This is a genomic window from Pseudomonas sp. N-1-13, from assembly GCF_057787095.1.
The window spans coordinates 5,797,352-5,811,668 of the sequence record NZ_JBYNRI010000001.1; the positions used below are offsets into that span (position 1 = coordinate 5,797,352).

Sequence of the window (14,317 nt, forward strand, 5' to 3'; positions counted from 1 at the left end):
GGGCTTGCTCGCGAAAGCGGTGGATCAGCCAGCCGCCATGTTGGATGCGCCCACGTCTTCGCGAGCAGGCTCGCTCCCACAGGGATTGTGCCAGGCGCTCAGCCTCCTGTTCTCCAGGCCTTGGCCAGGCTCGCCAGCGCGGTGCCAATCGCTGCTGGCGGGACGGCCGCGAACCCCAGCACCAGCCCGGCTCGCACTGGCGTCGTCGTGGTGGGCAACCAATAGCCACTCAAGCCATTGATTTCGACACCGGCATGGGTCGCTCGGGCTATTAGCTCTTGCTCACGCTCGACGCTGTCCACCGGCACAGTGACGTGCAGGCCCGCCACCACCGTGGGCATGGCGCCAACGCCTGGAACCGCCTTCGGCCAGCCGGCCAGCAGCGCGTCGCGCCTGGCCAGGGCGGCCCGGCGCATACGCCTGATGTGCCGTTGGAAATGCCCGGCGGCCATGAATTCGGCCATCACCGCCTGGGTACTGACTTCAGAGTGGCGTACATCCACCGCACGACGTCGGGCGAAGGCGTCTACCAGGCCGGGTGGCAACACGAGATAACCCAGGCGCAAGGCCGGGAACGCGACTTTGCCGAACGTCCCGACATAAAGAACCCGCCCCTGGCGATCCAGTGCAGCCAGGGGCGCCAGCGGCGCACCGCTGTAGCGATACTCGCCGTCATAGTCATCCTCGACGATCCAGCCATTATTGCGCTCGGCCCAGGTCAGCAGCTCCAAGCGCCGCGCAAGGCTCATGACGACCCCGGTCGGGTATTGATGGGACGGCGTGACATAAGCCAGCCGACAGTGGTTCAACGTACCCAGCGCCGCGCAATCCAGACCATCGCCATCCACGGGCACCCCTCTGACCTCGGCACCGGCGACAGAGAACGCATGCCCGGCGGCGCGATAGCCGGGGTTTTCCACAGCCACGACGTCACCCGGGTCCACCAGTAGCTGTGCACAAAGGCTAATGCCCTGCTGAGCTCCGCTGGTGATCACAATTTGTTCAGCTGTGCAGTGCAGGCCTCGGGAGCTGCGCAGATACGCTGCGATAAGACCGCGCAAGCGCGCATCACCTTGGGAATCGCCATAGCACAGTTGCTGCAGATCCGGCTTGCGCCAGAAAGCCGCGTTCAGCTTGGCCCAAACCTCGAAAGGAAACAGATCGAACGCCGGAACACCGACCCGAAATGCCCTTGGCGGACCCAGGGGTGGTTGGGGCAAATGGTGCTTTTCGACCCGTTCCAATGCACCACTGTGGATAACTTTACTGGATGGACCCACAGGTAAATCCAGCCAATCTGTGGATAAACCAGTGGATAAGCCTGTTGAAAACCCTGTGGATACTTTTGTGGATATGTTTTTCAGCGGCAGGGCCGTCGACGACAGTTTTGCCACATAAGTGCCGTCACCGACCCGTCCCTCGATGAAACCCTCGGCGTAGAGCTGGTCATAGGCCCGCACCACGCTATTGCGGGAAATCGCCAAGGCCGCCGCCAGATCGCGACTGGCCGGCAGACGCGTACCGCTGGCCAACCGCCCATCCAGCACCCGCATACGCAAAGCCTGGTAAAGCTGGCGACTGAGCCCCTGGCGGCGGTCCAGCTCAATGCCTGCGGGGTTGAACGACAGTGGCGGCACGGCATTGTTCATGAGCGCCCTCGCAAATGGACCTATCGAATTGGTCATAAGTGGCTCTTACAACGGACCAATAGCCTGCCTAGGATGCTCGCATTCGCCAAGGAAAATCGTCATGTACAACCCACAAGCCTTTGTCGTCGAAGACCTGCCCCAACTGCATGCCATGATGGGTGATTGCCGCCTGGCTGTATTGATCACTCACGGTGAACACGGCTTGCAGGCCAGTCATTTGCCACTGTTGCTGGACCCGCAACAAGGCCCCAATGGCAGCCTCTACGGCCACATGGCCCGGGCCAATCCACAATGGCATGACCTGGAAGCCGGTGCCGAAGCATTGGTGGTTTTCGCCGGGGCCGACGCCTACGTCAGTCCCGGTTTCTATCCCAGCAAGGCCGAACACGGCAAAGTCGTGCCGACCTGGAACTATCTGGCCGTACACGCCTATGGCCGCGCAGAGGTGTTCAGCGATCCCCATCGCCTGCGTAACCTGGTGGGCGCCCTGACCGACCGTCACGAAGCCGGCCGCGCCCAGCCCTGGAAAATCGATGATGCACCGGCGCAGTACATTGACAGCATGCTCAAGGCCATCGTCGGTTTCACCCTGCCCATCCAGCGCCTGGAAGGCAAACGCAAACTCAGCCAGAACCGCAGCCCCGCGGACATCAGCGGGGTACGTCACGGTCTTGCCGCCAGCCTGGACCCGCAGGACCAGGCCCTCGCACACCTGATGCATGACCTATCGTCCAAGGAGTGAACATGAGCCATCCCCAGATCCGCCTCGTCAGCGCTGACGATCACGCCGCCTGGTTGCCGTTGTGGCAGGCCTACCTGCGTTTCTACAACACCGAACTGCCGCAGGCCGTGAGCCAAAGCACCTGGCAACGTCTGCTCGATGACCGCGAACCGACCCACGGCGCCCTCGCCTGGAACGGCGACACGGCGGTAGGCCTGGTGCATTTCATTTATCACCGGTCGAACTGGAGCATCGAAAACTCCTGCTACCTGCAAGACCTGCTGGTGACAGAGCACAGCCGCGGCACCGGGGTCGGTCGCCAGCTCATCGAATTTGTCTACACCACCGCCAAGGCCGATGGTTGCTGCAAGGTGCATTGGCTGACCCACGAAACCAACGCGACGGCGATCCAGCTTTATGAGCGCATCGCCGAGCGCCCGGGTTACATTCAATTTCGCAAAGCCCTGTAAGGAGCACAGCATGTCGATTTCCCTCGCCGATTGGAAAGGCGCTCCGGCGCCGTCTACGCAGTTGCTCGAAGGGCGCTTCATCCGCCTGGAAAAACTCGATCCGGCGCGTCACGCCGACGGCCTGTGGCAAGCCCTCGAAGGGCCCGGTGCCGACCCGAAACTCTGGGATTACTTGCCCTACGGCCCGTTCAAGGATCGCAGCGCGTTCGATGCGTGGCTGGCCAATCACGCCGCCAACGTCGACCCGTATTTCTTCAGCGTGATCGACCGCGCCAGTGGCGAGGTGCAGGGCATCCTCAGCCTGATGTCGATCGTGCCAGCACAAGGCCGCATCGAGATCGGCCATGTGACCTTCGGCGCGCCGATGCAGCGCTCGCCGAAAAGCACCGAGGCGATTTATCTGTTGGCCAAGGAATCTTTCGCCCTGGGTTATCGGCGTCTGGAGTGGAAGTGCAACAACGCCAATGCCCGTTCCAAATACGCCGCCGAACGGCTGGGCTTTACCTTTGAGGGGGTGTTCCGCCAGCACATGGTGGTCAAGGGCCAGAACCGCGACACCGCGTGGTACTCGATGCTGGATTCGGAATGGCCGGCGATCCGGGCAGGATTCGAGCGCTGGCTGAGTGAGGAGAATCAGAGCGCGGGTGGGCAGGTGCTTGGGTTGGTGGAGTGTCGCTCTTGAATTGTTTCGCCTGACAGTCAGCTATCGCGAGCAGGCTCGCTCCCACAGGAGCCCAGGGCGAATGCAGAATCTGTATTCGCCGCCAATCCCTTGTGGGAGCGAGCCTGCTCGCGATGGCTAGTGGGCAGTCGACACATTCGTCGCCTGCCCACCGTCAAATCACTCCAACCTCTTCACCTCACCAAACTGCTTGAGCGAGTCAGGGGTCACGCCCCGTCGTGCATACTGCCAGGCCCACTCCGGGATGCTCAGATGACTTTCCAGGTACACGGCAAAATCCAGACGGCTATGCCCCAAGCGGTTAGTTGGGAAGTTAAAGTTGTAGAGATAGAGCTGGGCCCGTCGTTGGCCGATGGCGAACAGGGTCTGGATGATTCGATTCGCACGGGCTTCTTCTGCCCCCAGGCTTTCTCTTAATGCCAATCCAAATTCCAGTCCAGTACGCAGCGACCCCGGTCGTCCAAGCGCCTGCCGAATAGTCGCATCGCTAAAATGCGGCCCAATCAGGTCAAGCCAGATCTGCATGGCGTAATCGGCTTGCAGACGCATAAGGTTCCCCACTAACCCCGGGGTATTTAACAAGATGGCCACCCGATTATTGGACGGCGACTCCCCTGGAGGGCTAAACAACTTCGCGACGGCAGGTACGTCTATGCTCTCAACGTTCTTCCGCGCCCCGCCCAGGAACTTCATGAACGCCATCAAATTAAGTCGATAAACGAGAATGTTTTGCAGGTTCTGATCATTGAACACCTGCATCCAGTCAAGGTCGATGCGTCCCGTACGCTCCAGTTCGGCATAACGGGCGTCTGCATACGCGGCAATGAGTTCAAAGCGCCTGTCGGACAGCGCCGGGTTACGGATCCACCTCGCGACGTCACTCACGGACAACATGCCACCGAGGTTGTGAGCGATAACGCGGGATCTCAGGATAATGTTGGCCCGCCGCAGCAGATCAGGGAAGCGCCCAAGGGCCGTTCTGAATAAATCAACGGTCCGCTCGACCATGTCGGCATACATGAACTGATCAAACAGCTCAGCATCGTCATCGACGAACTTGTCCCGAACGCGCATCAGCTGGTCTTTTACGTCATCCAAATCATTGCGATCCACGAGACGGGCACCGTCCAGCAGCCTTTCAAGCTCATCCGGGTCCAGATGATTATGCAGTGCCTCCTCATGCCTGACATAGGCCAGGCTATTGCGGGGATGATGACCGACCAACTGCCGGGCGGTGACCCCATACTCCAACATGATATGGGCCACGTCTTTGGAAACCAGCAGGTACTTGTCATCGAGCAGCCGGAGAATGTTCTGATCATCGACAGGCGGCAGCAGAATGTCCTCGAACAGTTGCTTCATGGTGACTTTTTCCTGCGCGGAAAAAGGGCCGCTGGTGCCCGCCGTCAGGTTCGCCGGAGACCGGGGCGATAACATGCGGCCGACTTCCTGCAGGATCTCAGGGGGTAACTTAGTCCCTGGCGCCCCAGTAATTGCCATACGAACAGTTCTGTTTGCATGCAGGTCCAAGTAATCCAAGGTCGGTTGGAACAAGCGCTGCGGGTTGGGCGTTCCGTAGACGATCCGGGTGAGATCGAGCATCGCCGCATTGTCCAGAAGATTGACCAGCGATGGCGCATTTTCAAAGAGCGCTTGCTGCACTCTGGAGACTGGCGGCGCCACGTATTGACTCAACTCCGGATGTAGATCGACATGATCGGCTGCCGCATCACGCAGACCCTGCATCGTGAACGTCTCCTGGGCCTGCCCTTCATTCAACCCAGCCGCCAAGGCCTTGAATAGGCAATCACCATCGGCATCGATATCCACCACGCGCTCACCCAAGAGCAAACTGTAATGGTCATGACCGGTTCGTCTCAAAACGACATCTGTATCTGCTCTATCCGGATGCTCGGCCACCGGATAAATCGTTTCATGTTGCCCCGGGGTAAAACGCACCGACCAGGCACGTTGTGCGGATATTTCATCAATGATCAGCAAGCTGCGGTTTTGTGGCCAGATCGCCAGGCGCGTCATGATTGACGGCACCAGGTCTATGATCCGATTGTTCCAACTGCCGGGCGTGCGTATCGAATTGGAAACAGCGGAAACCGATAGGGCAGGCTTCTTTGACGGGCCCGGTTGGGCAGGCGTCTGCGCCGGCCGTTTGCCGCCGCCCCGGCCAAAGCCCACGGCACGCCACTGCCCATCGGACATGCGCGCCACGGTGCTGCGCATCACCCCACTGGAGCGGATGTCCAGCCCCGTCATCGGGTTGACCAGGGTGGCTTCGGTTGCATCCAGCTTCGTGTGGTCATGCACACGGAACACCGTCCCGTCGGGTTGTCGCACATACACGGGGCGAGCCGTCACACTGCCGGTGGCCACATTGTTGATCGTTGCACGATAAAAGCCTCGCGCGTCCGCGGTCAGCCCACGGATCACCGAGACATCCTTCACCGCATAAGGAGCATAGATCGCCATGTCCAATGGCAACCCGGACAGCGCTTCATCCTGACTCTGGCGCGCGGTCACCGCGCGGAAAAAAGATTGGCCCCGGGAGGGCACGGTGCCTCGGGCAAGACGCGATCCGCCATGGTTCGCTACCGCATGCACAAGCGCCAGAGTCTTCAGGTTCAGCGGAATAGCCCCGGTCCTGTACACCAGCAAGCCGGTCTTGACGGCGCTCTTGAGCATCTGGAAACCCGGCGCCAGGAACATACCGGCCAACTCCATGACAACCTCGATCGCCATCTGCCCGAACCTGCCATAGGTTTGATGACGGACATCGCGGTTACTGTTGGAACGCTGATCGGCATGGGCACTGTGAAAGTTGATGTGCGCCCGGTGGAGGGCTTCAAGAAGATCGCCGGTGATCAACGAACCGCGAATCAGCGGACGCCCCCCCTGTTGCCCCAGCGTGCGTTTTATCTCGGAAGGGTTACGCGTGGAGATGCGCGAACGGAAATACGCCTGCCAATCCTCCCGTGACAACAGCTCGGCAACGCCCTCGCTCAGATCGGCAAACTCGTGGAAGTCCTCGCCCTCGGGACTGTCGGGAAAATAAACCCCCACGGTGCCCTTGATATCCGGCCCTTCCTGATCGGAAAACACCAGCACACCATTGATGCTGACCGCATTGCCCATATGGGCGTGCCGGCCGCCGACAGCCATGCTTCCACCCAACATCAGACCGTACACATGCACGCTGCGCCCCATGACGGGGGGGCGGGCCTCTACCGACGGCAAGCTCAGGACAGCGTCCAGCCAGAGGGCGAGTTTCTTAGTTGATTTGGGTGGGTTGGAGGCCTTATCGACCACCATGGCCTTGAACACTGCGTCGCCCTTGAGCGAGGCCTCATAGCCTTTGAATTTCAGATTGGCCAGGTACGCTGTCTGCCAGGCCTTCTTGTAGGCCGGTTTATTCATTTGCTCCCTGAGCATGGCCTCATAACTGCCACCGGCATCGATGCTCGTCACCATCTTGGCCAGTTCGCGCCCGCTCAACGTGATGAAATAGCCGTTGGCCGGGTTGCGGATACGCTCGCCGTCTGGATCGATCAGGTAGGCGCTCAGTACCTCCCTCATTGCATTCGGGTGCTGAGACGGTCGCAGGTTATCCAATAGCAACTGGGTCAGGCTGCTGACACGGGACTGCCTCGGGTTGGCCTTCTTCCCATAGAAAAACGTAACCATGGACAGGTCCGGATCGGGGTCTATGTCCGCGTGCACGACCTTTTGCAGATATTGCCTGATCTTCTGGCGGGTGAACTGCAACAACGTCTGGATATCACTGGCTGCCAATGTATAGGCGGCTTCCAGCACCTGCAGCTCCAGACCGCGGTAATGCGATTTTTCCGCAGAGGTCGCCGTTTTAACAAAATCGGGGCGATTGTCTTCAACCAGGGTTTCCTGGCGCACAGCCAGTGGCCCGGCAAGGGACAGCATGGGCAGGTCCAGCGCATTTTCGACATTCAGGGCAAAGGCAGGCAAGGCGAGTGTTTCGTTTACAGGCGCATTCAGAAACGTTTCCAGCGCGGCACTTTGAAACCACAGCAGGTCATCGGCTGCGATTTCAAAGGCGTGTCCAGACAATTCAGAGGCGATATCCCGAATCCTGCGTTTTTGTCCCTCATAGACAGGGCTGACCTTATTGACCAGATCCTTGAAGGAACGGAATTTCTGGATCCCTCCTTCCAGCGAGTACAGGAACAATGCGGACTGATCGGCCCGCTTGATGGTCATTGCAGCGGGCCATTTGCGGGGCGCTGCGGCACCCATGTCGAGCATGACGGCATAAACATGGGGAATGGGCGCCCGCAACAGGCGGTTTCTGTCCGTCATGCGAGGATGGCTCGTGATGAGGTCCAGCAGGCGATCCTCATCGTTCTGCAGGTTGCGCTCACTCAGAGTCAATTGGAGGGCCGGATCCCGATCAGCCTTGTACAGATCGAACAAATACAAGAAGCGCCGGGACAGCAAAAAAGCAAGCGCCGCTTCAGCTGTGGATGGGCTTGGTGTATCGAGCCAGTCCGCTACGTACTTACCCGTGCGAAACGCAAGGAGGTCATCCTGAAACTGCCGCTTGAGACTTTCGTTGGTGGCCGGTTGAGCGACATAGAATGCCGACTCCATGATCGCTGCAGTTTTCCGATCCAATGGGCTGACAAATAGGCTGTCAGCCTCTTCCACCGTATCCGCACGACTGAAGAATCCCACGCCATCGACCGTGTAGGTGGGCCGTGTGTCCGTTGTCAGGCAGCTCAACATGACGTCGGTAAAACGCTGCGAGGAGATCAACGCACGCTTACCCATCGAGTCGACGCTAAAGTGGTTCACGTAGCAGTGATCCGGGTCCAGGTGCTCAAACGCCGAGGCACGGAATTTCCCTTGCGCAAGCTTTGCCTTGATTCTGCCGACCAGCAGACTCTTGAGTACCGTGTCGAACGTTGGAAGCGCGGCGAGCAACCGGGCCAGCTTCACCTGATTGGCATCCAGAAGCCCCAATTGCCGGAGCTGCTCTTTTTCACGGGCGCCGAGCAGATTGCCGTGAGCATCCACCTCGGTGATGAGGGGCTGTCCAGTGCCCTGATAACCGGGCTCGATGCCGGCTCGCAATTGCTGCAGGACGTCTTGCGAGAGTGCTTTACCGTTGGCCCGCAGTGACGAAAAGTCCAGGGACATCTGACTTCGGTGGGGATAAACCCAGCCCTCTCGCGGGGACAAGGCGGAGGAGGAAGCCCGGCTTTGATGGGCTCTCAGAAAGCCTTGTGTCACGGCGTCCCGCAACGCCACCGCGGCGGTTTTGCGTTCAGCGGCCGAATCGACAGTCTCGACCTCCAGATAAGTGACCTGAACCTGCACCTCGCCGGTGAGGCCCCATTGGGCTAACCATTGATCGGCAAATGTATGAGGTTGAAATCGGCTCCCGTTGGGTAACAGGCTGATGGGTTTCAAGCGCGCGAAAGAAGGCACGCTACGTTCATTTTCAGAGAAAACAGTCATTTCAGTGTCCGGTTGTGATCAGGGCTGGGACCCTATCGCGCCGTTCGAGCGGAAATGACATACATATGTATGGAGGGGTTAGAGGGTTCGGGGAAAAGCGTAAGTCCAAATGTCAGCAGAATCTCACGACTCCGTGGCGAAGGAGCTTGCGCTCGGTTGCGCAGCAACCGCAAGTTCTTAGGGCCGCTGCGCAGCCCCGCGCCACAGGGTTATTCCACAGTACGATGAACCAGGCTCAGACCAGCTTTTGCGCCAGCACCGCAATATGCTCCGGCCCAATCCCGCAGCAGCCGCCCAGATGGCTTGCCCCGCGCTTGCGCCAGTCAGCCGCCCACTGAAGGTACCCTGGTGGATCAAGGTCTTCGCGCAGCGGGTCCAACCCGTCGTTGGCCGTCGCCTCCTTCGGCTGCGGTGGGAACGCGTTGGCGTAGGCTCCAATGTGGATCTTCACCCCCAGACGCTCGAAGGTGTCCCGCGCGGCATCGATTGCTGCGCCGATCACTTCTGGTTGGCTGCAATTGAACAGCAGCGTTTCGACGCCGAGCTCGGCGGCCACTGCCGCCGCGTCCGCCACCGGCTCACCGGAACGCAGGCGCGGCACTTCATCGGTGTCTTCATCTTTCAGGGTGAATGACAGCCAGAACGGCTTGCCGTCCTTCGGCAGCCCGGCGTGGATCGCTCGCGCTTCAACCGTCGAGCTTTGGGTTTCGGCCAACCACAGGTCAACATGAGGCGCCAGGCCTGTCACCAGCGGCGCCAACAGTTCATTGGCACGGCAAGCATCGAACAAATCGGGTCGATAGGAACCGAACAACGGTGGCAGCGACCCGGCAATCCGTACTGATTTGCCTGAGGCCTGTACCGCCCGCTGCGCCAGCTCCCCAGCCAGCGCCGCCAATGCCTGGCCCTCGGCTGCAAAGCGCTCCTCTCCGATGTGAAACGGCACTACGGCGTAGCTGTTGCTGGTAATCACGTTGGCGCCGCTGGCGATGTAGGCCGCGTGTACCGCTTCGACCGCCTGGGGTGCTTCGCTCAAGGCCAGCGCCGACCACTCGGGTTGTCGGAACGGGGCGCCCCGACGTTGCAGTTCGCGGCCCATGCCGCCATCAAGGATGACTATCGTTGCTGCGCCCATATGCGATTCACTCATAAGCTTATGAAAAATACTCACTACCGGAGTCCTTCTTATAACTATTTAATACGCACCCATCGGTTAACCACAACTTATTTTTCAGCCAGGGATCTCTCGTGAAATTTCAACCGCTGCTGGCCCTCGGCCTGACTTTACTGGCCGTTTCGTCACAAGCGCTCGCTGGCGCCACGCTGGATCGCATCGAGCAAAAAAAAGAACTGGTCGGCGTGCTGATGGAAAGCTATCCGCCCTTCTCATTCCTCAACGATCAGAACCAGCTCGACGGTTTTGACGTGGATGTTGCCAAAGCGGTCGCTGAAAAACTGGGCGTGAAGCTGCGCCTGGAAACCCCCTCCTGGGACGTGATTGCCGCCGGGCGCTGGAGCGGGCGCTATGACATCTGTATCTGCTCCATGACGCCAAGCAAGGCCCGCGCCGAGGTGTTCGATTTCCCGGTCCAGTATTACGCCTCGCCAGCGGTGATCGTGGTCAACGCCAAGGACGACAGCATCCATGGCGCCAGTGACCTGAGCGGCAAGAAAGTCGGCCTCACCAGCGCCTCCAGCTACGAGAGTTACCTGAACAAGAACCTGGTGATCGAAGGCGCCGAAGACACCCGTTTGAGCTACCCCTTCGAGGACGTGCAGATCGCCCCGTACGACACCGACAACGTGGCCTTCCAGGATCTCGGCCTGGGTGCCGGGGTGCGGCTGGACGCGGTGCTGACCAACTTGGTGACTGCGCAGCCGCGCCTGACCGAAGACAAACGCTTCAAACTGGCGGGCGAGGCGCTCTATTCCGAGCCGAACTCGGTGGCCATCGAAAAAGGCGACGCCGAGTGGAACAGCAAGGTGCGTGAAGTGTTCGCCCAGTTGAAACAGGACGGCACCTTGAGCAAGCTTTCCCAAAAGTGGATCGGCGCCGACATCAGCCAATGACTTCCTTTCCATCCCCTTCTCGGCCACCGCAACCGGTGGCCGAGTCGCGCCTGAAAAAGATCTTCGGTTTTCGCACACGGTTGTACCTGACCTGGGCAGCCATGCTGGTGTTGTTCGCGAGTTTTTTCCTGAGCTTCGACCTGAAATTCTCCATCATCCTGGACAAGCTGCCGAATCTGCTGGGCGTGCACCTGGCACCCAACGGCTTTCTGCAGGGCGCGGCGCTGACGCTGTTTCTATGCCTGTGTTCGATCGTCGCTTCGTCCTTGCTGGGTTTCATCACCGCCCTGGCGCGGCTGTCCAGCAGCGCGGTAGCCTTCGGCATTGCCAGTTTCTACGCGTCGTTCTTTCGCGGCACACCGCTGCTGATCCAGATTCTGCTGATCTACCTGGGCCTGCCACAACTGGGGCTGGTGCCGGGCGCGATTGCCGCCGGGATCATCGCCCTGTCGCTGAACTACGGCGCCTACCTGAGCGAAATCTTCCGCGCCGGCATCCTTGGCGTCCCCCATGGCCAGCGCGAAGCCTCCCTTGCGCTGGGCATGGGTGAAACCGTGATCTTCTGGCGTGTCACCCTGCCCCAGGCCATGCGCACCATCATTCCACCGACCACCAACCAATTCATCTCCATGCTCAAGGACTCGTCCCTGATCTCGGTGATGGGCGTCTGGGAAGTGATGTTCCTGGCGCAATCCTATGGTCGCTCCAGCTACCGCTACATCGAAATGCTCACCACGGCGGCGATCATTTACTGGTTGATGTCCATCGCGTTGGAGCTGATCCAGGCGCGGATGGAGCGGCATTATGGGAAGGCTTATCTCAAGCGCAGCTGACAGGACAGTTCCGAGGATCTTGTAGGGCGACGCTTCAGGTCATGGAAGCCAACGCGACGATCTCTGGATCGCAACACGACCGGCCTACAGATTCCATCTGCTGTGGCTTGCCCAAGGCGCGGCGTTAGCTGGCAGCGTGACCGGGGGTGGAATTTTTAAAGTGCGGACTTCTTTCAAGAGAGGCCGCACTCGATGTCTATCCAACATTTACACCCACCCCAACACCTTGCCCTGGCAATCGCCTTGGCGCTCGGCTGCGCCGATGTTTCGATGGCTCAGCCATCAGCCGATATCCTCACAACCGCCGAGCAACAAGGGCACCTCAGGGCCTTCGCCGAAGCTAAGGATACCAAGCGGCAAAATGCCAACACCTCCCGTAAAGGCGACGCGAAATGGACGGGCAAAAATGACTGGGTCATCATCAGCGCAAACGCAAAATTCCCCGGGATCATTGATGGTGGCGGTGGAAAAAACGTTCTGCGCCTGGACGCCGCCAAGCATCCGATATTGGCTGAAACCCGAAACTTCATGGCTTTGCAGGTTGCGCAAGGTGAATGGCAACACACCGGGCATTTCGCAGGCTGGGGGGTGATCGAGCCAGAGGCCACGTTGCTCAATACTGGCCGAATCGACGGCCAGGTAGGGGTTCTCGGCAAGCTGGACAACCAGGGCGTGGTCGCCAATCGCGTGACTGTCGAGCCAGGTGCCAGCATGACGAACTCCGGCGTGGTCAATGGACAGGTTCATGTACGCGAAAGGGCCAGCTTCAGCGGCAATGGCACTGTGGAGTTCTTGAGTGTCGCGGGCCAGTTGGAAGTCGGCCCCGAAATAGGCGCACCCTCCATTACTCAGGACTTCTCGTTGGCGGAGAGTGCCGAACTGATCTACGGGGTCAATGCAGATGGTGGTAGCTCCACGATCAACGTTGAAGGCACCGCGCTCCTCAACAACGCGACGCTGACCGTCGCCGGCGTGCCGGGCGAATACATTGAGGCGCGCGAGCACACGGTCATCCGCGCGGGGAAGATCGAAGGAACGTTCGGCACGGTCTCCAGCAATCTGGCCTTCATGACGGCGACGCTGAGCCCCACCGATACGCATGTCAACCTGACTTACGCGCGCAACGATGTTCCCATCACGCAAGCAGCAACTACCGAAAACGGGCAAGAATTTGCGGCCCATATCGAAGCGCTGCAACCGGTCAAACCAGCAGCGCCCGCCCCCATCGACGTGCCTACCGTTGCACAGGCAGCTGGTGCCCGACCAGGGATCGAAGCCCCAGCAATCAAACCCGTCGAGCCACCCAAAATCACCAGCACCGCTCCCAAACCCACCGGCCAATTGCAAACCACCCAGCCAGTCGCAAAACCCAACGCCGCCATCAACGCCTTGCTCGGCAGCGATATGATGACCGCCGCCAGCGCCATCGACCAACTGAGTGGCTACAACACTGCGGATCTGGGCAACGCCACCTTGAGCAGCATCGCGCCGATCAGCAGCGGAATGCTTTCGGCCATGGGCCAGAAAAACCCGGGGAACGTGCATGCTGACGGTCAAGTCTGGGTCCAGGCCATTGGTAACAGCGGCAGTATCGGCAAACAATTGGGCAGCTATGCCCTGAAACACTCGACCAGAGGTGTGATGCTGGGAACCGACTGGGCCATCAGCCCGGATTGGCGCCTGGGGATAATCGGCGGCAAGACGCAAACCCGGCTGGACGGCCAGCAGTTCGATGGTCGGCTCGACAGTTGGCACCTGGGCGCCTACGCCTTGCGCCAGGACGGGCCATGGGCGCTGCGCCTGGGCGCCGTTTACGGCAATCATGACGGCAGTACCAAGCGTCATGTGCTCTTCAACGGTTTCAGGGATCGCCTCAAAGGTCGCTACGATGCCAATACGCAGCAGGTCTTTGGCCAGCTCGGTTACAACCTGAACATCGGTCACTTCGATATCGAGCCTTATATCGACCTTGGCTACCAACGCTACCAACGCGATCGCTATTCGGAGAACGGTGGCGACGCGGCGTTGCAGTTCAACGGTCAGACCCAGGACTATTTCCACAGCAACCTGGGCCTGCACCTCGCCCGGTCATTCTCTCTTGACCAGGGCATGCGACTGACGCCGCGCTTGAGTCTCGGTTGGAAACATCTCTACGGCGAGACCCGAGGCGCTTCCCGCCAGGGCCTGGTCGGCGCAGGCAAGTCGTATACCGTGGAAGGCGTCGAACTGGACCGTGACAGCCTGCTCTTCGAAACAGGGCTGGACCTGGCCGTTTCGCCCAGGCATACCCTGGGGGTGAGTTATAAGGGTGAAACCGGTCAGGACAACCGTAACGGGGCGTTGATGGGCCAATGGCGAATGATGTTCTGACAGGCAAAAAAAAGGGG

The 14,317-nt window shown here is 59.8% G+C and carries 9 protein-coding genes; 6 read left to right on the forward strand and 3 right to left on the reverse strand.

What is annotated here, in order from left to right; genetic code table 11:
• Positions 1 to 98: 98 nt before the first annotated feature.
• A complete protein-coding gene (gene pdxR, locus AC3I65_RS25885; protein ID WP_188251879.1) occupies positions 99 to 1,649 on the reverse strand; it encodes a MocR-like pyridoxine biosynthesis transcription factor PdxR in 1,551 nt (516 codons plus the stop codon).
• A gap of 100 nt (positions 1,650 to 1,749) precedes the next feature.
• On the opposite strand from pdxR, the gene AC3I65_RS25890 reads away from it, so the two are divergent.
• From AC3I65_RS25890 to AC3I65_RS25900, 3 genes are read left to right on the forward strand one after another with little or no spacing between them, the layout of a single operon-like run.
• Positions 1,750 to 2,391 carry an FMN-binding negative transcriptional regulator gene (locus tag AC3I65_RS25890; protein ID WP_076383202.1) on the forward strand — a complete coding sequence of 214 codons (642 nt, stop codon included), beginning with the start codon at positions 1,750 to 1,752 and terminating at the stop codon, positions 2,389 to 2,391.
• A 2-nt stretch (positions 2,392 to 2,393) separates the two neighbouring features.
• The gene (locus AC3I65_RS25895; RefSeq protein ID WP_047226707.1) at positions 2,394 to 2,840 is read left to right on the forward strand and encodes a GNAT family N-acetyltransferase; all 447 of its coding nucleotides are present in this window, start codon (positions 2,394 to 2,396) and stop codon (positions 2,838 to 2,840) included.
• A 10-nt stretch (positions 2,841 to 2,850) separates the two neighbouring features.
• Complete coding sequence (locus AC3I65_RS25900) at positions 2,851 to 3,522, forward strand: GNAT family N-acetyltransferase (protein ID WP_047226706.1); 672 nt, start codon at positions 2,851 to 2,853, stop codon at positions 3,520 to 3,522.
• Positions 3,523 to 3,681: 159 nt separating this feature from the next.
• Here AC3I65_RS25900 and AC3I65_RS25905 read toward each other — a convergent pair whose 3' ends face one another.
• Together AC3I65_RS25905 and AC3I65_RS25910 are read right to left on the reverse strand one after the other, a co-directional pair.
• Complete coding sequence (locus tag AC3I65_RS25905; RefSeq protein ID WP_488524277.1) at positions 3,682 to 9,027, reverse strand: dermonecrotic toxin domain-containing protein; 5,346 nt, start codon at positions 9,025 to 9,027, stop codon at positions 3,682 to 3,684.
• Positions 9,028 to 9,262: 235 nt separating this feature from the next.
• The gene (locus AC3I65_RS25910) at positions 9,263 to 10,162 is read right to left on the reverse strand and encodes a homocysteine S-methyltransferase family protein (RefSeq protein ID WP_047226704.1); all 900 of its coding nucleotides are present in this window, start codon (positions 10,160 to 10,162) and stop codon (positions 9,263 to 9,265) included.
• A gap of 113 nt (positions 10,163 to 10,275) precedes the next feature.
• On the opposite strand from AC3I65_RS25910, the gene AC3I65_RS25915 reads away from it, so the two are divergent.
• From AC3I65_RS25915 to AC3I65_RS25925, 3 genes are all read left to right on the forward strand, one after another.
• On the forward strand, positions 10,276 to 11,097 hold the full coding sequence (locus AC3I65_RS25915) for an ABC transporter substrate-binding protein (RefSeq protein WP_076383200.1): 822 nt from the start codon (positions 10,276 to 10,278) through the stop codon (positions 11,095 to 11,097).
• On the forward strand, positions 11,094 to 11,930 hold the full coding sequence (locus AC3I65_RS25920) for an amino acid ABC transporter permease (protein ID WP_047226702.1): 837 nt from the start codon (positions 11,094 to 11,096) through the stop codon (positions 11,928 to 11,930). Before AC3I65_RS25915 ends, AC3I65_RS25920 begins: the two co-directional genes overlap by 4 nt.
• A 270-nt stretch (positions 11,931 to 12,200) precedes the next feature.
• Positions 12,201 to 14,300: an autotransporter outer membrane beta-barrel domain-containing protein gene (locus tag AC3I65_RS25925; protein ID WP_488524278.1), complete on the forward strand. Its 2,100-nt coding sequence runs from the start codon at positions 12,201 to 12,203 to the stop codon at positions 14,298 to 14,300.
• The last annotated feature ends 17 nt before the right edge of the window (positions 14,301 to 14,317 follow it).